At 58.8% G+C, this 25,014-nt stretch carries 23 protein-coding genes; 1 reads left to right on the top strand and 22 read right to left on the bottom strand.

Features of this window, described 5'->3' with window-relative positions; genetic code table 11:
• Positions 1-545 precede the first annotated feature (545 nt).
• From rpoS to PMI37_RS13740, 8 genes are all read right to left on the bottom strand, one after another.
• Positions 546-1,556, bottom strand: a complete 1,011-nt coding sequence (gene rpoS / locus PMI37_RS13775) for an RNA polymerase sigma factor RpoS (protein WP_008081736.1) — start codon at positions 1,554-1,556, stop codon at positions 546-548.
• A gap of 106 nt (positions 1,557-1,662) precedes the next feature.
• Entirely contained in the window at positions 1,663-2,532 is an 870-nt protein-coding gene (locus PMI37_RS13770) for a peptidoglycan DD-metalloendopeptidase family protein (RefSeq protein ID WP_008081734.1), read from the bottom strand.
• Positions 2,533-2,743: 211 nt separating this feature from the next.
• On the bottom strand, positions 2,744-3,379 hold the full coding sequence (locus PMI37_RS13765) for a protein-L-isoaspartate(D-aspartate) O-methyltransferase (RefSeq protein WP_177323314.1): 636 nt from the start codon (positions 3,377-3,379) through the stop codon (positions 2,744-2,746).
• 41 nt (positions 3,380-3,420) lie between these two features.
• A complete protein-coding gene (surE, locus tag PMI37_RS13760) occupies positions 3,421-4,170 on the bottom strand; it encodes a 5'/3'-nucleotidase SurE (RefSeq protein ID WP_008081730.1) in 750 nt (249 codons plus the stop codon).
• Positions 4,158-5,216, bottom strand: coding sequence for a tRNA pseudouridine(13) synthase TruD (gene truD, locus PMI37_RS13755; protein ID WP_008081729.1), 1,059 nt, complete (start codon positions 5,214-5,216; stop codon positions 4,158-4,160). The genes surE and truD overlap by 13 nt, the downstream gene beginning before the upstream one ends.
• Positions 5,213-5,686 carry a 2-C-methyl-D-erythritol 2,4-cyclodiphosphate synthase gene (ispF, locus tag PMI37_RS13750; protein ID WP_034149878.1) on the bottom strand — a complete coding sequence of 158 codons (474 nt, stop codon included), beginning with the start codon at positions 5,684-5,686 and terminating at the stop codon, positions 5,213-5,215. The genes truD and ispF overlap by 4 nt, the downstream gene beginning before the upstream one ends.
• 44 nt (positions 5,687-5,730) lie before the next feature.
• Positions 5,731-6,576, bottom strand: a complete 846-nt coding sequence (gene fghA / locus PMI37_RS13745; protein WP_008081727.1) for an S-formylglutathione hydrolase — start codon at positions 6,574-6,576, stop codon at positions 5,731-5,733.
• Between the two features lie 65 nt (positions 6,577-6,641).
• Positions 6,642-7,754, bottom strand: coding sequence for an S-(hydroxymethyl)glutathione dehydrogenase/class III alcohol dehydrogenase (locus PMI37_RS13740; RefSeq protein WP_008081726.1), 1,113 nt, complete (start codon positions 7,752-7,754; stop codon positions 6,642-6,644).
• A 116-nt stretch (positions 7,755-7,870) separates the two neighbouring features.
• On the opposite strand from PMI37_RS13740, the gene PMI37_RS13735 reads away from it, so the two are divergent.
• Positions 7,871-8,767, top strand: a complete 897-nt coding sequence (locus PMI37_RS13735) for a LysR substrate-binding domain-containing protein (protein WP_008081722.1) — start codon at positions 7,871-7,873, stop codon at positions 8,765-8,767.
• A 79-nt stretch (positions 8,768-8,846) separates the two neighbouring features.
• Here PMI37_RS13735 and ispD read toward each other — a convergent pair whose 3' ends face one another.
• From ispD to PMI37_RS13665, 14 genes are all read right to left on the bottom strand, one after another.
• Positions 8,847-9,554 (bottom strand): 2-C-methyl-D-erythritol 4-phosphate cytidylyltransferase, encoded by a 708-nt coding sequence (gene ispD, locus PMI37_RS13730; RefSeq protein ID WP_008081721.1) that lies wholly within the window; start codon positions 9,552-9,554, stop codon positions 8,847-8,849.
• Positions 9,551-9,829, bottom strand: coding sequence for a cell division protein FtsB (gene ftsB / locus PMI37_RS13725; RefSeq protein WP_007908838.1), 279 nt, complete (start codon positions 9,827-9,829; stop codon positions 9,551-9,553). Before ftsB ends, ispD begins: the two co-directional genes overlap by 4 nt.
• A 172-nt stretch (positions 9,830-10,001) precedes the next feature.
• Positions 10,002-11,291, bottom strand: coding sequence for a phosphopyruvate hydratase (gene eno, locus PMI37_RS13720; RefSeq protein WP_007908839.1), 1,290 nt, complete (start codon positions 11,289-11,291; stop codon positions 10,002-10,004).
• Between the two features lie 156 nt (positions 11,292-11,447).
• Positions 11,448-12,293 carry a 3-deoxy-8-phosphooctulonate synthase gene (gene kdsA, locus PMI37_RS13715; RefSeq protein WP_008081720.1) on the bottom strand — a complete coding sequence of 282 codons (846 nt, stop codon included), beginning with the start codon at positions 12,291-12,293 and terminating at the stop codon, positions 11,448-11,450.
• Positions 12,294-12,297: 4 nt separating this feature from the next.
• Positions 12,298-13,929: a CTP synthase gene (locus PMI37_RS13710; protein WP_008081719.1), complete on the bottom strand. Its 1,632-nt coding sequence runs from the start codon at positions 13,927-13,929 to the stop codon at positions 12,298-12,300.
• Between the two features lie 274 nt (positions 13,930-14,203).
• Positions 14,204-15,532 carry a tRNA lysidine(34) synthetase TilS gene (gene tilS / locus PMI37_RS13705; protein WP_008081718.1) on the bottom strand — a complete coding sequence of 443 codons (1,329 nt, stop codon included), beginning with the start codon at positions 15,530-15,532 and terminating at the stop codon, positions 14,204-14,206.
• 108 nt (positions 15,533-15,640) lie between these two features.
• The gene (locus tag PMI37_RS13700) at positions 15,641-16,588 is read right to left on the bottom strand and encodes an acetyl-CoA carboxylase carboxyltransferase subunit alpha (protein WP_008081717.1); all 948 of its coding nucleotides are present in this window, start codon (positions 16,586-16,588) and stop codon (positions 15,641-15,643) included.
• 139 nt (positions 16,589-16,727) lie between these two features.
• Entirely contained in the window at positions 16,728-20,249 is a 3,522-nt protein-coding gene (gene dnaE / locus PMI37_RS13695; RefSeq protein ID WP_008081712.1) for a DNA polymerase III subunit alpha, read from the bottom strand.
• Between the two features lie 76 nt (positions 20,250-20,325).
• Entirely contained in the window at positions 20,326-20,952 is a 627-nt protein-coding gene (gene rnhB / locus PMI37_RS13690; protein WP_007908845.1) for a ribonuclease HII, read from the bottom strand.
• 11 nt (positions 20,953-20,963) lie between these two features.
• Positions 20,964-22,094 (bottom strand): lipid-A-disaccharide synthase, encoded by a 1,131-nt coding sequence (gene lpxB, locus PMI37_RS13685; RefSeq protein WP_008081711.1) that lies wholly within the window; start codon positions 22,092-22,094, stop codon positions 20,964-20,966.
• 2 nt (positions 22,095-22,096) lie between these two features.
• Entirely contained in the window at positions 22,097-22,873 is a 777-nt protein-coding gene (lpxA, locus tag PMI37_RS13680) for an acyl-ACP--UDP-N-acetylglucosamine O-acyltransferase (RefSeq protein WP_008081710.1), read from the bottom strand.
• Positions 22,870-23,310, bottom strand: a complete 441-nt coding sequence (fabZ, locus tag PMI37_RS13675; protein WP_003222142.1) for a 3-hydroxyacyl-ACP dehydratase FabZ — start codon at positions 23,308-23,310, stop codon at positions 22,870-22,872. Before fabZ ends, lpxA begins: the two co-directional genes overlap by 4 nt.
• Positions 23,311-23,416: 106 nt before the next feature.
• Positions 23,417-24,472 (bottom strand): UDP-3-O-(3-hydroxymyristoyl)glucosamine N-acyltransferase, encoded by a 1,056-nt coding sequence (gene lpxD, locus PMI37_RS13670; RefSeq protein ID WP_008081709.1) that lies wholly within the window; start codon positions 24,470-24,472, stop codon positions 23,417-23,419.
• A gap of 3 nt (positions 24,473-24,475) precedes the next feature.
• Positions 24,476-24,979: an OmpH family outer membrane protein gene (locus PMI37_RS13665; protein ID WP_007908849.1), complete on the bottom strand. Its 504-nt coding sequence runs from the start codon at positions 24,977-24,979 to the stop codon at positions 24,476-24,478.
• Positions 24,980-25,014: the final 35 nt, after the last annotated feature.

Here is a 25,014-nt window from a genome sequence, read left to right as displayed (position 1 = left end):
AACCTTATTCAGGACGGGACAGGGCAAAAAAAAAGGGGCGGTTTGACCCGCCCACATTTTTTCCCTATTCCCTGTATTCCTTTTCATCGTCCTGATGAATCGCGTCCTGCGATGTCCGTTCCCCTCTTCCTTGAAGGGCGTGTCTGTCCGTCGACACAACCCCGATATTAGAGAGTTCCCTGGCGAGAGCAATCGCCCTTCCCGGCTGAAACTGAGCGTAATAAGCCCTTCACATTAAAAAATATACATGTAATTCAATTGGTTAAATAATTAGTGTGAGCACGATCGCCGTCTGCCACAGTGTAAAAATAACGAACACTTACGAAACAGTAAGCCAAGGCTTACACCGCGAGCCTACATCTCGAACACGATCCTCCTGTTGGAGCTGCCTAAGGCTACGATCTTTTGATCTTGATCTTAAACAGGATCAAAAGATCGCAGCCTTCGGCAGCTCCTACACGAGCAACAGCACCGACATCAAAAACAGCAGGCAACAAAAAGCCCCGAACCAGTCGGGGCTTCTTGCGGGCGGTCGTGTGAGGTGCTTACTGAAACAGCGACTCGCTCGACAGGCCATTCTTTTCAAGGATCTCACGAAGGCGCTTGAGGCCTTCCACCTGGATCTGCCGCACCCGTTCCCGGGTCAAGCCGATTTCCAGGCCTACATCTTCCAGCGTACTGCTCTCGTGCCCGCGCAGGCCGAAGCGGCGAATCACCACCTCGCGCTGCTTGTCGGTCAGCTCGGAGAGCCATTGATCGATGCTCTGCGACAGATCGTCATCCTGCAGCAGTTCGCACGGATCGGTAGGACGATCGTCAGTGAGGGTGTCCAGCAGGGTTTTATCCGAATCCGGACCCAGCGAGACGTCGACCGAAGAAACCCGTTCATTCAGGCCCAGCATGCGTTTGACCTCGCCCACCGGTTTTTCCAGCAGGTTGGCGATTTCTTCGGGTGAAGGTTCGTGGTCGAGCTTTTGCGTCAGCTCCCGTGCAGCCCGCAGGTACACGTTGAGTTCCTTGACCACATGAATCGGCAACCGGATGGTCCGGGTCTGATTCATGATCGCGCGCTCGATGGTCTGACGAATCCACCAGGTCGCGTAGGTCGAGAAGCGGAAGCCGCGTTCAGGGTCGAACTTTTCCACCGCGCGGATCAGTCCGAGGTTGCCCTCTTCGATCAGGTCCAGCAGCGACAGCCCCCGATTGACGTAACGCCGGGCGATTTTCACCACCAGCCGCAGGTTACTTTCAATCATGCGCTTGCGCCCGGCGGGGTCGCCACTTTGCGACAAGCGCGCAAAATGAACTTCTTCCTCCGGGGAGAGCAGTGGGGAAAAGCCGATTTCGTTGAGATACAACTGCGTGGCATCAAGTGCACGCGTGTAATCGATGTACTTGTGTTGTTTAAGTGAAGCGGAGTGTTTGGATTTGGAACGAACGGAAGGTGGAGCAGCCCCTTCATCATTCGACATCGAAGATTCCGAATCGATGCCGGCCTCCATAAGGAGAACCTCATCGTCGATGTCAAACTCCGGCACTTCTTTACTGAGAGCCATTGTTATAGTCCTTTGGTGAGTTCGACCCCAAGCTCAAGCGACGCCTTTATCCTTGGCAGCGCTGGAGCCTGTCCCCCCTACGTGACGGAACAGGCTGGCTTACAAATCAACGTCTTGGCAGGAACTGCAGTGGATCTACAGGTTTACCTTGGCGGCGAATCTCAAAATGCAGTTTCACCCGGTCTGTACCCGTTGACCCCATTTCGGCAATTGTCTGTCCGACCTTGACCTGCTGTCCCTCCCGAACCAACAGCCTGCGGTTATGGCCGTAGGCACTGACGTAGGTTTCGCTGTGTTTGATGATGACTAATTCGCCGTAGCCCCTTAAGCCACTCCCGGCGTAAACCACCGTCCCATCAGACGCAGCTAAAACAGGCTGTCCCAAATCCCCGGCGATATCAATTCCTTTATTCAAACTACCGTTTGAAGAGAATTTACCAATCAGAATGCCATTAGATGGCCATCCCCAGCCGGTCGGGGCTGGGCCGGCAGGAGGCAGTGGCGCGGGGGCCGACTTGTTGGCGACGGACGGTGCAGCCCCAGTAGAACCGGTGGTTGTAGTGGTCGTCGTGCCATTTGCCTGGCGCCGGATTACCGTGGTTTTACTCGACGAAGAAGGCGAGGAACTGGCGTTGCTCACCACAGCGGTCGATGTTGAACCGGTGCGACCATCGAAGCGAATTGTCTGACCCGGATGGATCGTATACGGCGTAGGAATATTGTTCCGGGCCGCGAGGGCTTTGTAGTCCCAGCCGTAGCGGAAAGCGATCGAAAACATCGTATCGCCCGGACGGACTACGTACTGTCCGGTCGTCACGGTAGGACGCTGCGCCACCGCATTGTTGCGATCGACCACACGAACATTGTTCGATTTGGTGCTGGAGCAACCCACCAGCAAGGTGCTCAAGACAAGGCCAGTCACCAGGCGCTGAAAGCTCGTGTTACCCATACGCTGCGCAATGACTGTGAGACTCACCCGCCGCTCCCTTTGTGGTGGCTGAAAAATTGGAATGCCGGATGTCGGCATGAGGTGTCGCAAGTATAACGGGCCGAAACAGCTTTACCTTTAATGAAGCGAAATCGCTTCGCGCACACGTTTGCAAGTTGCCACTCTGCTGCGTTTAAACAATCGCTGCCGGAGTAAGACCCGAGCGAACGAAAGGAATTCAGCGCCTTTATATAAATGCTCAGGCCAGTGGCCCGTTGAGCAAAGGCACGAATCGAACAGCGCCGAGAACGTGTCGGGAAAAGCCGTTTTCTTCACGCACGATCAGCATCAGTTGTTGCACTTCTCCGGAGCCGACCGGTATGACCAGTCGGCCGCCAGGTGCCAGCTGATCGAGCAAAGCTTGCGGTACATCGGTGGCCACGGCGGTGACAATAATGCCGTTGTAAGGCGCCAGCGCCGGCCAGCCTTCCCAGCCATCGCCCCAGCGGAACACCACGTTGCGCAGGTTCAGTTCGACCAGACGCTCCTTGGCGCGATCCTGCAGGACCTTGATGCGCTCGACCGAAAACACCCGCTCGACCAGCTGTGACAACACCGCTGTCTGGTAACCGGAACCGGTGCCGATCTCCATCACCTTATCCAGCGGCCCCGCCTCCAGCAGCAGCTCGCTCATGCGCGCCACCATATAAGGCTGGGAAATCGTCTGGTTATGGCCGATCGGCAGCGCCGTGTCTTCATAGGCACGGTGCGCCAGCGCTTCGTCGACGAACAAGTGGCGCGGAGTCCGCCGGATCACTTCCAGCACCTTGGCGTTGGATACACCCTCTTCATACAGCCGCTGGATCAGGCGCTCGCGGGTACGCTGGGAGGTCATGCCGATGCCGCTGCGCAGTCGGTCTTCGTGTTCGCGAGCCATCAGCGCAGTCCCTCGAGCCAGCCGTCGAGGCTTCGGAAAGCATCGTTGAAGGTGCGATCGAGCTGCAACGGGGTGATGGAAACGTAACCCTGCATCACCGCATGGAAGTCCGTGCCCGGGCCGCCGTCTTCGGCGTCGCCAGCAGCGGCAATCCAGTAGCCGGCCTTGCCACGTGGATCGACCACTTTCATCGGTGCCGCCGCCCGGGCGCGATGACCGAGGCGGGTCAGCTGGATACCGCGAATATGGTCGATCGGCAGGTTCGGAATGTTCACGTTTAGCACCGTGCGCGGCGGCAGGTCGAGCCCGGCATGGGCCTCGACCAGTTTGCGCGCAAAGTAGGCCGCTGTCGGCAGATTATCCACCTGACGCGAGACCAGCGAGAAGGCAAACGACGGACGCTCCAGGAAGCGTCCTTCAAGAGCTGCCGCCACTGTCCCGGAATACAAAACGTCGTCACCCAGATTGGCGCCGAGATTGATGCCCGACACCACCATATCTGGCTGGCGCTCCAGCAAGCCATTAAGGCCCAGGTGCACGCAGTCGGTCGGTGTGCCGTTGAGGCTGATAAAGCCGTTGGCCAGGTATTGCGGGTGCAGCGGACGGTCGAGCGTCAGCGAACTGCTGGCGCCGCTTTTGTCCTGCTCCGGGGCGATAACCACGCATTCGGTGTAATCCGCCAGCGCAGCATAAAGCGCGGCGAGACCGGGTGCGGTTACCCCATCATCGTTAGAAATCAGAATACGCATGGGCTGTCCGTCTGCCCCACCGGCACCAGATCAACGAGTTCGCGCACCAATACGGTGGCGAAGCATCCGGCCGGGAGGACGAATTCCAGTTGCAGAATGTCAGGCTGGGGATAATGCCACGTCAACCCGCCAATGGGCAGCCGCAGGATGCGACGTTCGTGGCTCATGCCGGCATGAACCAACCAATCGCGCAGCTCTGCTTCATCGGCAGCGATCCCCTGCTCCAGTTCATGGACAACGCCTGCGGTCGGCGAGTCACCTTCGCCCCACTGCGGGCCGGTCGGGTGCAGATCGAGAATCGCCAGGCGCGGGTCGCTGCATTCAGCTTCACCGGCCGGGAAAAAGCTGCGGCTGTCGGTGAACGCCAGCAGATCGCCAACCTGAGCTTTTTGCCAAGTGCCATCAGCCACACGCGCCGCCAGCACTTTGTTGAATAGAAAGCTGCGCGCCGTCGACAGCAGACGCGAACGCACATTGCGCTGCTCCGGCAAGGCCTTGCGCGCCGCCCACGCACGCGCATCAACGACGTTGCCGCCGTCATGGCCGAAACGCTGGGCGCCGAAATAATTGGGGATGCCTTGCTGGGCGATCAGTTGCAGACGTTGTTCAATCGCGTCTTTATCACCAGTGAACTGAGTCAGGCGCAAGGTGAAACCATTGGCCGAATGCGCACCGCGTTGCAGCTTGCGTTTGTGGCGAGTGGTCTTGAGGATCTTCAGCGTATCGTTTTCCGCCGCCGACAGATCCGGATCGGCCTTGCCCGGCAGTTGCACGCTGAACCACTGGCGGGTCAGCGCCTGACGATCCTTGAGACCGGCATAGCTGACGGTACGCAGCGGCACGCCGGCAGCCTTGGCGATACGCCGTGCGGCTTCTTCAGTGTTGAGGCCGCGTTTCTCGACCCAGATCCACAGGTGTTCGCCATCGCCGCTGAACGGGATGTCGAGCACTTCATCGACCTGAAAATCTTCAGCGATAGCTTTCAGTACCGCGCTGCCGAGGGCGTCGCCATAGGCACGCGGGCCGAGCAATTGCAGTTCGTTCATGCGCGCAGCAACAAGGCAACGGAGTGCACGGCGATGCCTTCTTCGCGACCGACAAAGCCAAGCTTTTCGGTGGTGGTAGCTTTCACGTTCACTTGATCCAACTCAACTTGAAGATCCGCCGCGATCAGCGCGCGCATCGATTCGATATGCGGGGCCATTTTCGGCGCCTGGGCAACGATGGTGTTGTCGACGTTGCCGACTTTCCAGCCTTTGGCGTGGATCAGCGCGACGACATGACGCAGCAGCGCACGGCTGTCGGCGCCCTTGAATTGCGGGTCAGTGTCCGGGAAGTGCTTGCCGATATCGCCCAGCGCCGCGGCGCCGAGCAAGGCATCGCTCAAGGCGTGCAGCAGGACGTCACCGTCGGAATGAGCGAGCAGCCCGAAGCTGTGTGCAATGCGCACGCCGCCCAGAGTAATGAAATCGCCTTCAGCGAAACGATGCACATCATAGCCGTGGCCAATACGCATAAAAAAAACGCCCCGATTTTTGTCAGGGCGTGATTCTACCTGCATTAGGCCTTAAGGGCGCGTGCGTGATGCTGCAAGTGGTCGTCTATGAAGCTTGCGATGAAGAAATAGCTGTGGTCGTAGCCCGGTTGCAGGCGCAACGTCAGCGGATGGCCCGCCTGTTTTGCTGCTTGTTGCAGGGCTTCGGGTTTGAGCTGGGTGGCGAGGAAGTCATCGCGGTCGCCCTGATCGACCAACAGCGGCAGTTTTTCATCCGCCTCGGCGATCAATGCGCAGGCATCCCACTCCTTCCACTTGGAACGGTCTTCACCCAGGAAACGAGAAAAGGCTTTTTGCCCCCACGGGCAATCCATCGGGTTGTTGATCGGCGAGAACGCCGACACCGATTGATAGCGACCCGGGTTGCGCAATGCGCAGACCAATGCGCCGTGGCCGCCCATGGAGTGGCCGCTGATGCTGCGTTTGTCGGATGCGGGGAAATGCGCTTCAACCAGTGAGGGCAATTCCTGCACAACATAGTCATGCATCCGATAGTGACGCGACCAAGGTTCCTGCGTGGCATTCAGATAGAAGCCGGCGCCAAGGCCGAAGTCCCATGCGCCATCCGGATCGCCCGGTACATCCGGCCCACGCGGGCTAGTGTCCGGGGCGACGATGATCAAACCCAGTTCGGCGGCCATGCGCATCGCGCCAGCCTTCTGCATGAAATTTTCATCGGTGCAGGTCAGGCCCGACAGCCAGTACAGCACCGGCAGTTTTCCGCCCTGCTCCGCCTGCGGCGGCAGGTACACAGCAAACACCATGTCGCAACCGAGCACGTCGGAGCGATGGCGATAGCGCTTGTGCCAGCCGCCAAAACTTTTCTGACAGGAGATGTTTTCCAGGCTCATGTAAAAACTCCTACGCGGTCACGGCAACACGCCTTCACGACGTGTCGCCATATCCCGGCGATTGATCAGAAATGAATGACGGTACGGATGCTTTTGCCTTCGTGCATCAGGTCGAACGCCTTGTTGATGTCTTCCAGGCCCATGGTGTGGGTGATGAAAGTATCCAGCGGAATCTCGCCGCTCTGAGCCATGTCGACGTAGCTTGGCAACTCGGTGCGACCACGAACGCCGCCGAATGCCGAACCGCGCCAGACGCGACCGGTGACCAACTGGAATGGACGGGTGGAGATTTCCTGGCCGGCACCGGCGACACCGATGATCACCGACTCGCCCCAGCCCTTGTGGCAGCACTCAAGGGCTGCGCGCATCAGTTGCACATTGCCGATGCATTCGAAGGAGAAGTCAACGCCGCCATCGGTCATGTCGACGATCACTTCCTGGATCGGACGATCGAAATCTTTCGGATTGACGCAATCGGTGGCACCGAGTTGCTTGGCGATTTCGAACTTGGCCGGGTTGATGTCGATAGCGATGATGCGCGCAGCCTTGGCTTTAACAGCGCCGATCACCGCAGAAAGACCGATGCCGCCCAGACCGAAGATGGCCACGGTGTCCCCCGGCTTGACCTTGGCGGTGTTGAGCACAGCACCGATACCGGTGGTCACGCCGCAACCCAGCAGGCAAACCTTCTCGAGCGGCGCATCTTTGGAGATCTTCGCTACGGAGATTTCCGGCAACACGGTGTATTCCGAGAACGTCGACGTACCCATGTAGTGGAAAATCGTTTCGCCCTTGTAGGAAAAACGCGAAGTGCCGTCCGGCATCAAGCCTTTGCCCTGAGTCGCGCGAATCGCCTGACACAGGTTGGTCTTGCCCGACTTACAGAATTTGCACTGGCCACATTCCGGGGTGTACAGCGGAATGACGTGGTCGCCAACGGCAACCGAGGTTACGCCTTCACCGATGGCTTCAACGATAGCGCCGCCTTCGTGACCGAGGATCGACGGAAAGATGCCTTCCGGATCAGCGCCGGACAGGGTGTAGGCGTCAGTGTGGCAAACACCGGAAGCGACGACGCGCAGCAATACTTCACCGGCCTTGGGCATGGCGACATCGACTTCTACGATTTCCAGCGGCTTCTTGGCCTCGAAGGCAACGGCGGCGCGCGACTTGATCATGCTGACTCTCCAGTGAATCCATTGAATAAAAAAACCAGACAGCCAGTGTAGTTCAGCGCTGACTGATGAATAATCCGGACAAATGCAAAATATTATTGCTGTACAGGGATAATCCAATGTCCGAAAACCGCTGGGAAGGCATCGACGAATTTGTTGCCGTGGCTGAATGCAGCCAGTTCACCGCCGCCGCTGAACGCCTTGGGGTTTCTTCCTCGCACGTCAGTCGACAAATCGTACGACTGGAAGAGCGCTTGCAGACGCGCCTGCTCTATCGCAGTACTCGGCGGGTGACGCTGACCGAGGCCGGGCAGACTTTTCTGCAACATTGCCAACGTTTGCAGGATGGTCGCGAGGAGGCGTTGCGTGCGGTCGGCGATTTGACCAGTGAACCGAAAGGCATGCTGCGCATGACCTGCGCGGTGGCATACGGCGAACGCTTTATCGTGCCGCTGGTGACGCGGTTTATGGGGCTGTATCCGCAGTTGCGTATTGATATCGAGCTGAGCAATCGCCAACTTGATCTGGTGCATGAAGGGCTGGATCTGGCGATTCGGTTGGGTCGGTTACAGGATTCGCGATTGGTCGCAGCACGACTGGCACCCCGGCGCATGTACCTGTGTGCGTCACCGTCCTACCTTGAGCGGTACGGTCGCCCACACAGTTTGTCGGAACTGAGTCGGCATAATTGCCTGATCGGCAGCTCGGATATCTGGCAACTCGAACAGAACGGTCGGGAATTTTCTCAGCGAGTGCAGGGAAACTGGCGTTGCAACAGTGGGCAGGCGGTGCTGGATGCGGCGTTGCAGGGGGTCGGGCTGTGTCAGTTGCCGGATTATTACGTGCTGGAGCATCTGCACAGTGGCGCGTTGATTTCGTTGCTGGAGACGCATCAGCCGCCGAATACGGCAGTGTGGGCGCTGTATCCGCAGCAGCGGCATTTGTCGCCGAAGGTGCGCAAGTTGGTGGATTTTTTGAAGGTGGGATTGGCTGAGCGGCCGGAGTATCGAGGTTGAAAAGCAAAAGATCGCAGCCTTCGGCAGCTCCTACAACGGCATGCGAACCCATGTAGGAGCTGCCGAAGGCTGCGATCTTTTAGCGACGGTTAGCCCAACGCTGGCGCAACCATTCGAGATCTTCCGGCCGGGTAACCTTGAGGTTATCCGCGCGCCCTTCGATCAGTCGCGGCTTCAGCCCCGCCCACTCCATCGCCGACGCTTCGTCAGTAATCACGGCATCCGCAACCAGACTGTCCGCCAACGCCCGATGCAACGCGCCGAGGCGAAACATCTGCGGTGTATACGCCTGCCAGATCACACTTCGATCGACGGTTTCCACTACACGGCCATGCTTGTCGACCCGTTTCAAGGTGTCGCGCGCAGGCACCGCTAGCAATCCGCCTACCGGATCGTCCGCCAGTTCATCGAGTAACTTGTCGAGATCTTCGCGGCTCAGGTTGGGCCGTGCCGCATCGTGCACCAGCACCCAATCCTCATCATCGGCACCCTGCGCATGCAAATGCAGCAAGGCATTGAGCACCGAGCCAGAACGCTCAGCCCCGCCTTCAACGCGCTGAATTCGCGAGTCGCCAGCGCACGCCAGATTCGGCCAGTAAGGATCATCAACAGCAAGACTGACCACCAACCCCTTGAGGCTTGGGTGATCGAGGAAACAGCCGAGGCTGTGTTCGAGAATTGTGCGCCCGCCCAGTTGCAGGTATTGCTTGGGACGGTCCGCGGCCATTCGGGCACCGACGCCCGCGGCAGGAATCACGGCCCAGAAGGCCGGCAGGGAATTGATCATTGGGCCAACTGGTAAAGGGTTTCGCCGTCCTTGACCATGCCCAGCTCGTGGCGAGCCCGCTCTTCTACAGTCTCCATGCCTTTTTTCAGCTCGCTGACTTCAGCGTCCATCACTCGGTTGCGCTCCAGCAAACCCTCGTTCTCGGCATGTTGATCAGCAATCTGCTGATTCAGCTCGGCGACCTGCGCCAGACTGCCATTGCCCACCCACAGGCGGTACTGCAGACCGGCCAGCAGCAAGAGCAGAACGAGAAACAACCAGTAAGGACTGCGCATCGAATATCAGGTATCCAGTGAAAAAAGACAGCCACGCCAAAACTTTGAAGCATCTGATAGCACGAAGCCTGGAAAGATCCAGGCTTGTGCTGTCAAGGCATCAGATTAGTGGCAAATCCATCGCTGTCACGACTTTTTCGACACAATCCGCTGTCCTTTTATCAGTTGGTACTCAGCCGCGGAACTCGCTGCGACCGTTGTACTTGGCTTTGCCATTCAACTGCTCTTCGATACGCAGCAGTTGGTTGTACTTGGAAACGCGGTCGGAACGGCACAGCGAACCGGTCTTGATCTGGCCAGCCGAGGTGCCCACAGCCAGGTCGGCAATGGTCGAATCTTCGGTTTCGCCGGAACGGTGCGAGATCACTGCGGTGTAACCGGCAGCCTTGGCCATCTGGATGGCTTCAAGGGTTTCGGTCAGGGTGCCGATCTGGTTGAACTTGATCAGGATCGAGTTGGCGATGTTTTTATCGATGCCCTCTTTCAGGATCTTGGTGTTGGTGACGAACAGGTCGTCGCCTACCAGTTGCACCTTCTCGCCGATCTTGTCGGTGAGGATCTTCCAGCCAGCCCAGTCGGACTCGTCCAGACCGTCTTCGATCGAGATGATCGGGTAACGCTCGGTCAGACCTTTCAGGTAGTCGGCGAAACCTTCAGCGGTGAACACCTGGCCTTCGCCGGACAGGTTGTACTTGCCGTCTTCGTAGAATTCGCTCGCCGCGCAGTCCAGCGCCAGGGTCACGTCGGTGCCCAGCTTGTAACCGGCGTTGGCAACGGCTTCCGAGATCACTTTCAGCGCGTCTTCGTTGGAGGCCAGGTTCGGTGCGAAACCGCCTTCGTCGCCAACGGCGGTGCTCAGGCCACGGGCCTTCAGCACAGCTTTCAAGTGATGGAAAATCTCGGTGCCCATGCGCAGACCTTCCGAGAAAGACTTGGCGCCAACCGGCTGCACCATGAATTCCTGGATGTCGACGTTGTTATCGGCGTGTTCGCCACCGTTGATGATGTTCATCATCGGTACCGGCATCGAGTAAACACCCGGCGTGCCGTTGAGGTTGGCGATGTGTGCGTACAGCGGCAGGTCCTGATCCTGAGCAGCAGCCTTGGCCGCAGCCAGGGACACGGCGAGGATGGCGTTGGCGCCCAGGGTTGCCTTGTTTTCGGTACCGTCGAGCTTGATCATCGCGTGATCCAGCGCTTTCTGGTCGCTTGGGTCGGTGCCCAGCAGCAGATCGCGGATCGGGCCGTTGATGTTGGCGACTGCTTTCAGTACGCCTTTGCCCAGATAACGGCTCTTGTCGCCATCACGCAGCTCGAGCGCTTCACGCGAGCCAGTGGATGCACCGGACGGCGCGCAAGCGCTGCCGATGATGCCGTTGTCGAGAAGCACGTCCGCTTCCACGGTGGGATTGCCACGGGAGTCGAGAACTTCACGACCTTTGATGTCGACGATTTTTGCCATTGTTGTAAACACTCCAAAGTTGACGAAAACGACGCAGCTAGAGGAAATCTTTTTACCGTCGGCAAGTGGTGTGCAGCGGGCAGCTTGCAGACGACAACGCACATGCCCGAGGGCATGTGCGACAAATCGTGCGGTACTTTACCGGAGAATTGAGTGTTACGCGGTTTCTACCGTCGGAAAACTCTTCACCAGTTCGTCCAAAGCTTTGAGCTGGGCCAGAAATGGCTCCAGTTTGTCCAGACGCAAGGCGCAAGGGCCGTCGCATTTGGCGTTGTCCGGATCCGGATGCGCTTCGAGGAACAGACCCGCCAGCGACTGGCTCATGCCAGCCTTGGCCAAATCCAGAACCTGCGCACGGCGACCGCCAGCGGAGTCGGAACGACCGCCTGGCATTTGCAGCGCGTGGGTCACGTCGAAGAAAACCGGGTACTCGAACTGCTTCATGATGCCGAAGCCGAGCATGTCGACCACGAGGTTGTTGTAGCCGAAGCTCGAACCACGCTCGCAGAGGATCAGTTGGTCGTTACCCGCTTCCACGCACTTGCTCAGGATGTGTTTCATTTCCTGAGGCGCGAGGAACTGGGCTTTCTTGATGTTGATCACTGCGTTGGTCTTGGCCATCGCGACGACCAGATCGGTCTGGCGCGACAGGAAGGCCGGCAGCTGAATGATGTCGCAGACCTCAGCGACGACCGCGGCCTGATCAGGCTCGTGGACATCGGTGATGATCGGTACGCCGAAGGCTTGTTTGATGTCCTGGAAGATGCGCATGCCTTCTTCCAGGCCAGGGCCACGATACGAATGCACAGAAGACCGGTTGGCCTTGTCGAAACTGGCCTTGAACACGTATGGGATACCGAGTTTCTCGGTGACCTTCACGTACTCTTCACAAACCTGCATGGCCATGTCACGGCTTTCCAGCACGTTCATGCCGCCGAACAGCACCATGGGTTTGTCGTTGGCAATCTCGATGTCGCCGACGCGGATGATCTTCTGTGCCATCGGGTTACGCCTTCTTCTGGTGTTGAGCCAACGCTGCTTTGACGAAACCGCTGAACAGCGGGTGGCCATCGCGCGGTGTCGAGGTGAACTCAGGGTGGAACTGGCAAGCGACGAACCATGGATGATCCGCTGCTTCAACCACTTCAACCAAGGCTGCGTCAGCGGAGCGACCGGAAATCTTCAGGCCGGCTTCGATGATTTGTGGCAGCAGGTTGTTGTTCACTTCGTAACGGTGACGGTGACGTTCAACGATCACATCCTTGCCGTAGCAATCGTGCACCTTGGAGCCGGTTTCGAGCAGGCACTCCTGAGCGCCGAGGCGCATGGTGCCGCCCAGATCGGACGCTTCGGTACGCACTTCAACGGCGCCGGTGGCGTCTTCCCATTCGGTGATCAGACCGACAACCGGGTGGCCGCTGGCGCGGTCGAACTCGGTGGAGTTGGCGTCTTTCCAGCCCATCACGTTACGGGCGAACTCGATGACTGCCACTTGCATGCCCAAGCAGATGCCCAGGTACGGAACCTTGTTCTCACGAGCGTACTGCACGGCAGTGATCTTGCCTTCCACGCCACGCAGACCGAAACCGCCCGGTACGAGGATCGCGTCGACACCTTCGAGCAGCGCAGTGCCCTGGTTTTCGATGTCTTCGGAATCGATGTAACGCAGGTTGACCTTGGTGCGGTTGCTGATGCCGGCATGACTCATCGCTTCGATCAGCGACTTGTAGGCGTCCAGCAGTTCCATGTACTTGCCGACCATGGCGATGGTCACTTCGTGTTCCGGGTTCAGCTTGGCGTCAACCACCGCTTCCCACTCGGACAGATCAGCGCTGCCGCACTGCAGACCGAAACGCTCAACGACGAAATCGTCCAGACCCTGCGAGTGCAGGATGCCCGGGATTTTGTAGATGGTGTCGGCGTCTTCCAGCGCGATTACCGCACGTTCTTCAACGTTGGTGAACTGAGCTATCTTGCGACGCGACGAGATGTCGATCGGGTGATCGGAACGGCACACCAGTACGTCTGGCTGCAGGCCGATCGAACGCAGTTCTTTCACCGAGTGCTGGGTTGGCTTGGTTTTGGTCTCGCCGGCAGTGGCGATGTACGGCACCAAAGTCAGGTGCATCAGCATCGCGCGCTTGGCGCCGACTTCGAAACGCAGTTGACGGATGGCTTCGAGGAACGGTTGCGACTCGATGTCACCAACGGTGCCACCGATTTCAACCATGGCCACGTCAGCGTCGCCAGCACCCTTGATGATGCGGCGCTTGATTTCGTCGGTGATGTGCGGAATCACCTGGATGGTTGCACCCAGGTAGTCACCACGGCGCTCTTTGCGCAGCACGTGCTCGTAGACACGGCCAGTGGTGAAGTTGTTGTTCTGGGTCATGGTCGTGCGGATGAACCGCTCGTAGTGGCCCAGGTCCAGGTCGGTCTCGGCGCCGTCGTGGGTGACGAACACTTCGCCGTGCTGGAACGGGCTCATGGTGCCCGGGTCAACGTTGATGTACGGATCCAGCTTGAGCATGGTGACCTTAAGTCCCCGCGCCTCCAGGATGGCTGCCAATGAAGCCGATGCAATGCCTTTCCCCAAAGAAGAAACAACACCGCCCGTGACGAATATGTAGCGCGTCATGAAAAACCCTAGAAGTCTGCGTTAAAGCGGTCCGAGCCGCCGGGGAAAGCGAAGGAAGGCCGAAGCCCCCGATCACCTGCATTAATCACAGTGCACCTTTCAAAAAAACCGCCGCGTTGGGACAGACCGGCAGATGAAACACCGGTACGTTGCTCGCTACACATTTTTTGGAATCGCCCAGCAAAGACTGCTTGGTAATCGGCAACTCCTGCAATTCAGGCGAATCCACAGAAGTTGTATCAAGAAGGGAGCGTAGTCTACCGGAATGCTCCTTTCAGCTCAAACCTTGATCTTCGTCTGTTGGCTGCCAATGCAATTGCCAGCCGTCTTGCCCATTGCCATCAAGCCCCGGCAGGTTCGCCACCGCGAGCAGTTTGTCGCCGCGAAACAGCAGCGGCAATCTGCCACGGACGAAGCCCGGTACCGCGCGCTCGTTGAGCAGGCGCTTGAGATCACGATGACCGCGATCCGCCAGATGCATCACTTCGCCACCCTGACGATAGGCGATGCGCAATGGCCCGCAAGGCGCCTGTCCGCTGAACATGACACGGCCGTTATCGGCCAAGCGTAGCGCTGACGATGGCACTTGCCAGTCGGCGCCGATCACCGGCGCGCGCAACCAGTTACCGCTCAGCCACCACACACGACCGGCGCTGCGGTGCAACTCGCCCTCAGCCAGCCGCCAGACGGGTGATGCATCGGGAGCGGCTTTGCACAGATCCGTCCAGCCCGACCAATGGTCAGTGTCGGGCAATTGCGTGAAGGGTTCGAGCCAATGGCTGATCGCGTTTCGTTGCCGGGCGGTAGACAGTGCCGCGAGCGGCGCCAGTTCCAGCGACGGTAAGCCCAACCATGCGTAATCATGGGCAGTCGCAGCTTGCGCCAGATCGATCTGCGCCAGTTCGTCTAGCAGCCCCTGCGCCTCCCGCAGATGCGCGGCGCTGCGGGACATGCTTGCCTGCGCTTGCGGCCAGCGAGCGCTCAGCAGCGGCATGACCTGATGGCGCAGATAGTTGCGCGAGAATTGCCGATCCTGATTGGACGGATCTTCGATCCAGCGCAATTGATGAGCCTGCGCATACTCTTCCAGCCCGGCGCGGGAGATGTCCAGCAACGGACGAATCAGAGTGCCCTGCCCCACTGGCCGCTGCGCCGGCATCCCGGACAACCCGCGCACACCGGCGCCACGTAATAGCCGGAACAAAAGTGTCTCCGCTTGATCATCGCGATGCTGGCCAGTGAGCAATACGTCATTGGCTTGCGTCAGCGAACTGAACACCGCGTATCGCGCATCCCGCGCCGCGCGCTCCAGGCTTGCACCCGGTTGCACCTTCACCCGCTCGATCAGCAACGGCACACCCAGCGCATCGCAGATGGACTGGCAATGTTGCGGCCACGCATCAGCCGCAGCCTGGAGGCCGTGATGGATATGAACAGCGCACAGCGGGGGCAGGGATTCGGTTTTTACGAGATGGGCAAGCAGATGCAGCAGAACAGTGGAATCGAGTCCACCAGAGAAGGCGATACGCCAATGAGCGGCATTGCGCCAAGGCTCAAGGTTCAGCAGAAGCCGCGACGGCAAATCACTCTTCGAAGAATTCATAGAGAGGGTCGCTTCTCAAAGATCCTGTAGGAGCTGCCGAAGGCTGCGATCTTTTGATCTTGAAAGATCGCAGCCTTCGGCAGCTCCTACAGGGGTACTGCGTTCGACTTAGAGGCCGTAGCTCATCAGTCGATCATAACGGCGCTTGAGCAGCGCTTCGTTATCGAACGTCTTCAGCATCGCCAGTTGCGAGCTCAGCTCGGCACGAATCGAGGCAGCCGCGGTGGCCGGATCACGGTGTGCGCCGCCCAGAGGCTCGCCAATCACCTTGTCGACAATGCCCAGGCCTTTCAGACGTTCAGCGGTGATGCCCATCGCTTCAGCAGCATCCGGCGCTTTTTCTGCGGTTTTCCACAGAATAGATGCGCAACCTTCCGGCGAGATCACCGCGTAGGTCGAGTACTGCAGCATGTTCAACTGATCGCAAACACCGATCGCCAATGCACCGCCGGAACCACCTTCACCGATAACGGTGGCGATGATCGGGGTTTTCAGGCGCGACATCACACGCAGGTTCCAGGCGATCGCTTCGCTCTGGTTGCGCTCTTCAGCGTCAATACCAGGGTAAGCACCCGGGGTGTCGATGAAGGTCAGGATCGGCATTTTGAAACGCTCGGCCATCTCCATCAGACGGCAAGCCTTGCGGTAGCCTTCCGGACGCGGCATGCCGAAGTTGCGACGCACCTTCTCACGCACTTCACGGCCCTTCTGGTGACCGATGATCATCACCGGCTGGTCGTCCAGACGGGCGATACCGCCAACGATCGCAGCGTCGTCAGAGAAGTGACGGTCGCCGTGCAGTTCGTCGAACTCGGTGAAGATGTGCTGGATGTAGTCCAGGGTGTACGGGCGTTTCGGGTGACGCGCCAGGCGTGCGATCTGCCAGCTGGTCAGCTTGCCGAAGATGTCTTCGGTCAGCGTTTTGCTCTTGTCCTGCAGGCGGGAGATCTCATCGCCGATATTCAGCGAATTGTCATTACCGACCAAGCGCAACTCTTCGATCTTGGCTTGCAGGTCGGCGATCGGCTGTTCGAAATCTAGAAAATTCGGGTTCATAGGCGTCCGTCTTGGGTCGTGTCCCAAATGAGCTTGGGTCGGCCGGTTGTCTATTCGCGCCCTACCTTAAGGGAGAGGCGCGCTGAGGTCGAGATTAAAAATTCAGGTGGCGGGCGAGCGCAATGATGGCACTCGCCGGTCAACGGTATTGGAGGAAGACGTTGTCTCGCCCGAACTGGTCACGCAGTGCTTGAATCAACGCATCTGCCGGGTCGATCCGCCAGGTCTCGCCAAACTGCAGCAAGGTCTTCGCATCCGGGCTGGTGTACTCCATGGTCACCGGGCATGCGCCGCGATGACGCTTGAGCAAATCACCCAACCAGCGTAGCTGATCGCCTTTCAGGTCCTGGGTTTGCAGCTTCAGGCGCAGGCTCTCGGCAAGGTTGGTGCGCGCATCTTCCATGCTCATCACGCGCTTGACCCGCAGGCGCAGGCCGCCGGAGAAGTCGTCGTTGCTGACTTCGCCTTCAACCACCACCATCGCGTCGGTCTGCAACAGCGACTGCGCGGAGTGGAACGCATCGGCAAACAACGACGCCTCGATCCGCCCGGAGCGGTCGTCGAGGGTGATGAAGCCCATCTTGTCGCCCTTCTTGTTCTTCATCACCCGCAGGGCAATGATCATCCCGGCCACGGTCTGCGTGTCGCGGGCCGGCTTCAGATCAATGATGCGCTGGCGGGCGAAACGACGGATCTCACCTTCGTATTCGTCGATCGGGTGACCGGTCAGGTACAGGCCCAGGGTGTCTTTTTCACCCTTGAGGCGTTCCTTGAGGGTCAGCTCTTTGGCCTTGCGATGCACCGCGTAAACGTCGGCATCTTCCTCGACGAACAAGCCGCCAAACAGGTCGGCGTGGCCGCTGTCGTGAGTGCGCGCAGTCTGCTCGGCGGATTTGATCGCTTCTTCCATCGCGGCCAGCAGCACCGCACGGTTGCGGTCGATGTTGGCCTGATAAGCCTTTTGCTCTTCATGGAAGTACGGGCCGAGACGATCCAGCGCACCGCTGCGGATCAAACCGTCGAGGGTGCGTTTGTTGATGCGTTTGAGGTCGACGCGGGCGCAGAAATCGAACAGATCCTTGAACGGCCCGTCCGCGCGCGCCTCAGTAATCGCTTCAACAGGCCCCTCGCCTACACCCTTGATCGCGCCGAGACCATAAATGATGCGGCCTTCGTCGTTCACCGTGAACTTGAACTCCGAGGTATTCACATCCGGCGCGTCGAGACGCAGCTTCATGGTGCGAATTTCTTCGATCAAGGTCACGACCTTGTCGGTGTTGTGCATGTCCGCCGACAGTACCGCGGCCATGAACGGCGCCGGGTAGTGGGTCTTCAGCCAGGCGGTCTGGTACGAGACCAGACCGTAAGCAGCCGAGTGAGACTTGTTGAAGCCGTAACCGGCGAATTTTTCCACCAGGTCGAAAATGTTACCGGCGAGGTCGGCTTCGATATTGTTGGTCTTGCAACCCTCAATAAAACCGCCGCGCTGCTTAGCCATTTCTTCGGGTTTTTTCTTACCCATAGCCCGACGCAGCATGTCCGCACCGCCGAGGGTGTAACCGGCCATGACCTGAGCAATCTGCATCACCTGTTCCTGATACAGGATGATGCCGTAGGTCGGCGCCAATACTGGCTTGAGGCCTTCGTATTGATAGTCGGAGTGCGGATACGCCAGCTCAGCGCGACCGTGCTTACGGTTGATAAAGTCATCAACCATGCCCGATTGCAGTGGGCCCGGACGGAACAGGGCCACCAGTGCGATCAAGTCTTCCAGGCAGTCGGGCTTGAGCTTTTTGATCAGCTCTTTCATGCCGCGCGACTCAAGCTGGAATACCGCGGTGGTTTCAGCTTTTTGCAGCAGCGTGTACGTCGGTTTGTCGTCGAGCGGGATGAACGCGATGTCCAGCGGCGGCTCGTCGACCTTGGCGCGGTCGCGGTTGATGGTCTTCAGCGCCCAGTCGATCACCGTCAACGTCCGCAGACCGAGGAAGTCGAACTTCACCAGACCGGCCGCTTCAACGTCGTCCTTGTCGAACTGGGTTACCAGACCGTCACCGGCCTCGTCGCAATAGATCGGCGAGAAGTCAGTCAGCTTGGTCGGCGCGATAACCACACCACCGGCGTGTTTACCGACGTTACGCACAACGCCTTCGAGCTTGCGCGCCATCTCCCAGATTTCTGCGGCTTCTTCATCGACCTTGATGAAGTCACGCAGGATTTCTTCCTGCTCGTAGGCTTTTTCCAGGGTCATGCCGACTTCGAACGGAATCATCTTCGACAGACGATCCGCCAAACCGTAGGACTTGCCCTGCACCCGCGCCACGTCGCGCACCACAGCCTTGGCGGCCATGGAACCGAAGGTGATGATCTGGCTTACCGCGTTGCGCCCGTATTTCTCGGCCACGTAATCAATTACGCGGTCACGACCGTCCATGCAGAAGTCGACGTCGAAGTCGGGCATCGAGACCCGTTCCGGGTTAAGGAAACGTTCGAACAGCAGGTCGTATTCCAGCGGGTCGAGGTCGGTGATCTTTTGAACGTAAGCCACCAGCGAACCGGCACCCGAACCACGGCCCGGACCTACCGGTACGCCGTTGCTCTTGGCCCACTGGATAAAGTCCATAACGATCAGGAAGTAACCGGGGAAGCCCATCTGGATGATGATATCCAGCTCGAAATTCAAGCGGTCGACATAGACCTGACGCTTGGCTTCGTAGTCTTCGGTGGTGTCCTTGGGCAGCAGCACTGCCAGTCGTTCTTCAAGACCGTCGAAGGAGACTTTGCGGAAATATTCGTCGATGGTCATGCCATCGGGAATCGGGAAGTTGGGCAGGAAGTGCGTGCCCAGTTTCACTTCAATGTTGCAGCGCTTGGCGATCTCGACGGTATTTTCAATCGCGTCGGGAATATCGCTGAACAGCTCGATCATTTCCTCGGCGCTTTTCAGGTATTGCTGATCGCTGTAATTCTTCGAGCGACGCGGGTCGTCGAGGGCGCGGCCCTCACCGATGCACACGCGGGTTTCGTGGGCGGCGAAGTCTTCCTGCTTGATGAAGCGCACGTCGTTGCTCGCCACCAAAGGCGCGCCGAGTTTGTCGGCCAGCGCCACGGCGCCGTGCAATTGTTCTTCATCGTTGGGACGGTTGGTGCGCTGGATTTCCAGATAGAAGCGATCCGGGAACACCGCCATCCACTCGCGCGTCAGGGCCTCGGCTTCAGCCGGGTTGCCACTGATCAAGGCCATGCCGATCTCGCCCTCTTTGGCGGCGGACAGCATGATCAGGCCTTCGTTGGCTTCAGCGACCCACTCACGCTCGATGATGATCATGCCGTTGCGCTGGCCTTCGATGAAGCCGCGCGAGATCAACTCGGTGAGGTTGCGATAGCCCTTGGCGTTCATCACCAACAGGCTGAGCCGGCTCAGCGGTGCGTCCGGGTCTTTGTTCGACAGCCACAGGTCGGCGCCGCAGATCGGTTTGATGCCTGCGCCCATGGTGTTTTTATAGAATTTGACCAGGGAACACATGTTGTTCTGGTCGGTGACCGCGACCGCCGGCATGTTCATGGCGGTCAGCGCCTTGACCAGCGGCTTGATCCGCACCAGCCCGTCGACCAGCGAGTATTCAGTGTGCAGGCGTAGATGAACGAATGAAGCCGGCATAGTGATCCTGTCCAGTTACATAGAGACAACAAGGCCCGGATTGTACCGGGCCTCGAACAAAACATCAGCCTTGCGACTAAACCTGCGTCAGGCCTTCCAGCGCTTCGTAAGCCTGACGCACCGGGGCGAACGAGCGCCGGTGAATCGGCGTCGGGCCAAGCCGCACCAACGCTTCCAGATGAACGGGCGTCGGGTAGCCTTTATGGCCACCGATGCCGTAACCCGGGTAGATCAATTCGAATGCGGCCATTTCACGATCACGACTGACCTTGGCCAGAATCGACGCCGCTGCGATAGCAGGTACCTTGCCGTCACCCTGCACCACCGCTTCGGCGCGCATCGGCAGCTGCGGGCAGCGGTTACCGTCGATCATCGCCAGTTTCGGCTGAATGTGCAGGCCGGCGACCGCGCGCTGCATGGCGAGCATGGTCGCGTGAAGGATGTTCAGTTCGTCGATTTCTTCGACTTCTGCGCGGGCGATGCACCAGCTCAGGGATTTCTCGATGATCTCGTCGTAGAGCTTTTCACGCTTGGCTTCGGTGAGTTTCTTCGAATCGTTGAGGCCGAGGATCGGCCGGTTCGGATCGAGGATCACCGCCGCCGTCACCACTGCACCGCACAACGGGCCGCGCCCAACTTCATCGACACCGGCCACCAGTTCTTCGACTTCAGCGACCAGGGTGAAATCCAGACCCATTTGCATGCTTGTCTTGCTCATCGTGTTTGACCGATCAGGTTAAGGACGGCGTCCGCCGCCTGATTGGAAGCGTCCAGCCGCAGCGTGCGGTGGATCTCGTCGAAGCCACGGGTCTGCTCTTCGCCACCGTCGATCAGCGGCAACAGGGTCTGCGCCAGCGCATCGACCGTCGCATCATCCTGCAACAGTTCTGGCACCAGCAAGCGCTGGGCGAGCAGGTTCGGCAAAGACACGTACGGGCTCTTGACCATGCGTTTGAGAATCCAGAACGTCAGCGGCGCCAGACGGTAAGCCACTACCATTGGGCGCTTGTACAGCAGCGCTTCGAGGGTCGCGGTGCCGGAAGCGATCAACACGGCGTTACACGCAGCGAGGGCCAGATGGGATTTGCCGTCGAGCAAGGTCACCGGCAGATCACGGCCGGCGAGCAGCTCTTCAAGCTGCGCGCGGCGTTCGGGATTGGCGCACGGAATGACAAAGCGCACACCTGGGCGCATGGCGCGCAATCGTTCAGCGGTGTCGAGGAAAAGCCCACCCAAGCGCGACACTTCGCCACCACGGCTGCCGGGCATCAACGCCACCAGCGGGCCGTCGGGCAGGCCCAACTCGGCACGCGCCGCCGCGCGATCCGCCTCCAGCGGAATGGTATCGGCCAGCGTGTGGCCGACGAACCGCACCGGCACGCCCTTCTCTTCGTAGAATTTCGCTTCGAACGGCAGCAGCGTGAGCATCAGGTCGCAGCCTTCGCGAATCTTCAGCACGCGTTTCTGCCGCCACGCCCACACCGACGGGCTGACGTAATGCACGGTCTTGATCCCGGCCTGACGCAGCTTCAGTTCGATGTTGAGATTGAAATCCGGAGCATCGATGCCGATGAACACGTCCGGCTTCTCGGCGATCAATGTGGCGATCAGGTCCTTGCGGCGCTTGAGCAACTCGCGCAGGCGACCGAGCACTTCTACCAGGCCCATGACCGACAAGCGTTCCATGGGAAAGTACGACGTCAGGCCTTCAGCCTGCATCAGCGGCCCGCCGACGCCGATGAACTCGACCGCCGGATGCTGCGCCTTGAGGGCGCGCATGAGACCGGCGCCGAGAATGTCACCGGAAGCCTCACCCGCCACCAGCGCAATACGCAAATTAGCCATGATCAGCGAGTGATGCCGCGAGTCGACGACTGGATCGAGTCGCGGAAAATCGCAACTTCCGGGAATTGCGCCGCCGGCTCTGCCAGCTCCGCCAGAGCCTGCTCGACCGTCAGGCCTTGGCGGTAGACGGTTTTGTAGGCGCGACGCAGTGTGTGAATCGCATCTTCACTGAAACCACGACGGCGCATGCCTTCGAAGTTCATGCTGCGCGCTTCGGCCGGGTTGCCGAACACGGTGACGAACGCCGGAACGTCCTTGCCGATCGCCGTGCCCATGCCGGAAAAGCTGTGGGCACCGATGTGGCAATACTGGTGAACCAGGGTGAAACCGGAGAGGATCGCCCAGTCATCAACGTGTACATGGCCGGCCAACGCGGTGTTGTTGACCAGAATGCAGTGGTTGCCGATTACGCTGTCGTGACCGATGTGGGCATAGGCCATGATCAGGTTGTGATCGCCCAGCGTGGTTTCCGAGCGATCCTGAACGGTGCCACGGTGGATGGTCACGCCTTCGCGGATGACGTTGTGGTCACCAATCACAAGACGGGTTTCTTCACCTTTGTACTTCAGATCCGGCGTGTCTTCGCCTACCGAGGAAAACTGGTAGATGCGATTATGCTTGCCGATGCGCGTAGGGCCTTTGAGGATTACATGCGGCCCGATCACGGTACCCTCGCCGATTTCCACACCTGCGCCGATGACCGACCACGGGCCGACCTCGACGCCGTCAGCCAGTACGGCCGACGGATCGATGATTGCGCGAGGGTCAATCAAACTCATAGCTTGCGTTCCGCGCAGATGATTTCAGCCGAGCAGACCGGCTTGCCGTCCACCGAAGCCTGGCATTCGAACTTCCAGATCTGGCGCTTGCAGCTGATGAACTTGGCTTCAAGGATCAACTGGTCGCCCGGCAACACAGGCTGACGGAAGCGCAGCTTGTCGGAACCGACGAAGTAGTAAAGCGTGCCGTCGGCAGGCTTCACATCAAGCATTTTGAAACCGAGGATCCCGGCAGCCTGAGCCATCGCTTCGATGATCAGTACGCCCGGCATGATTGGATGCGCCGGGAAGTGACCATTGAAGAACGGTTCATTGATGCTGACATTCTTGTAGGCGCGAATGCGCTTGCCTTCAGTGTCCAGTTCCACCACCCGGTCCACCAGCAGGAACGGGTAACGGTGAGGCAGGTATTCGCGAATCTCGTTGATGTCCATCATTTCGGGGGGAAGCCTATGTAAAGATTGGGAGCGCGACTGACGCGCACTCCTCTAGCAAATCAAGGAGGCAGTCTAGAGGCTGTGCACACTTGATATGGAAATGGTATCAGCCATCTGATGAAGCATTGCCGTCAGGGGTCACTTCCCCTACGCGCTTTTCCAGCTGTTTCAAACGTCGCGCGATGTCATCGAGCTGACGGATGCGGGCCGCGCTTTTGCGCCATTCGGCCGCCGGTTGCATGGCTGTACCGGAAGAATAGGCACCCGGCTCGGTAATCGAGTGAGTCACCATGGTCATCCCGGTGAGGAAAACGTTGTCGCAAATATCAATGTGGCCAACCAGACCGACACCGCCAGCGAGCATGCAATGCTTGCCAATCTTGGTGCTGCCAGAAATGCCGACACAGGCGGCCATGGCGGTGTGATCACCGACCTGGACGTTGTGCGCAATCTGGATCTGGTTGTCGAGCTTCACACCATTGCCGATCACGGTGTCGGCCAGCGCACCACGGTCGATGGCGGTATTCACGCCAATCTCGACATCATCGCCGATGGTCACGCCACCGATCTGGGCAATTTTCTGCCAGATACCCTTCTCGTTGGCAAAGCCGAAGCCTTCACCACCGAGTACCGCACCGGACTGAATCACCACACGTTTGCCGATGCGCACGTCGTGATACAGGGTCACGCGGGGCGCGAGCCAGCCGCCTTCACCAATTTCACTGCGCGCGCCGATAAAGCAATGTGCGCCCAAGGTCACCTGAGCAGCGATCCGCGCACCGGCTTCGACAACCACAAACGGGCCGACGCTGGCGGTTGGATCAACCACAGCGTCGTCCGCAATCACTGCCGATGGATGGATACCCGCCGCAGCTTTTGGTTTGGGATCGAACAAGTGCGAAATACGTGCGTAGGCCAGATAAGGATCCGGCACCACCAGCGCATTCCCGGCAAAGCCTTCAGCATCAGCTTCTTTGAGCAATAGCGCCGCTGCCTGCGAGCCTGCCAGGTATTTGCGATATTGAGGATTTGCCAGAAAGCTCAACTGAGCTGGGCCAGCCTCTTGCAAAGTGGCTAGCCCAGTAATTTGCTTCTCCGGGTCGCCACGCAGGGTGGCGCCGAGGAACTCGGCCAACTGGCCGAGTTTGATAGTCACGGTCATGGGTTACTTCAGCTGATTCATGCGCTCGATAACCTGGCGCGTGATGTCGTACTGAGGCTTGACATCAATTACTGCGCCACGCTCGAACACCAGGTCAAAACCACCTTTCTTGATGACTTCTTCCACTGCGCTATCCAGTTTCGGCTTCAGTTGCTTGAGCATTTCGCGGTCGGCAACAGCTTTGGCTTCGTTCAGCTCTTTGGACTGGAACTGGAAGTCACGGGCTTTTTGCTTGAATTCCAGCTCCAGACGCTCACGCTCGCCTTGCTGCATCTTGTCGCCACCGGCCATCAGACGGTCCTGAATGCCTTTGGCGCTGCTTTCCAGAGTTTTCAGTTTGGTCAGTTGCGGACCGAACTTCTTCTCGGCATCCACGGCGTACTTCTTGGCCGCGTCGGATTCCAGCAGCGCCATCTGATAGTTCAGAACAGCGATTTTCATGTCGGCAAATGCCGGGCCTGCCACCATCAAGGAGGCCAGGAGAACCAATTGAGTCAACTTACGCACGATGCACTCCTACAAAATCCATTGTCGTTATCTTG

Origin of the sequence: Pseudomonas sp. GM80 (genome assembly GCF_000282515.1) — a bacterium.
Classification (GTDB): domain Bacteria; phylum Pseudomonadota; class Gammaproteobacteria; order Pseudomonadales; family Pseudomonadaceae; genus Aquipseudomonas.
Note: the sequence above shows the minus strand (reverse complement) of the source record. Positions and strands in the feature narration are given on the sequence as shown.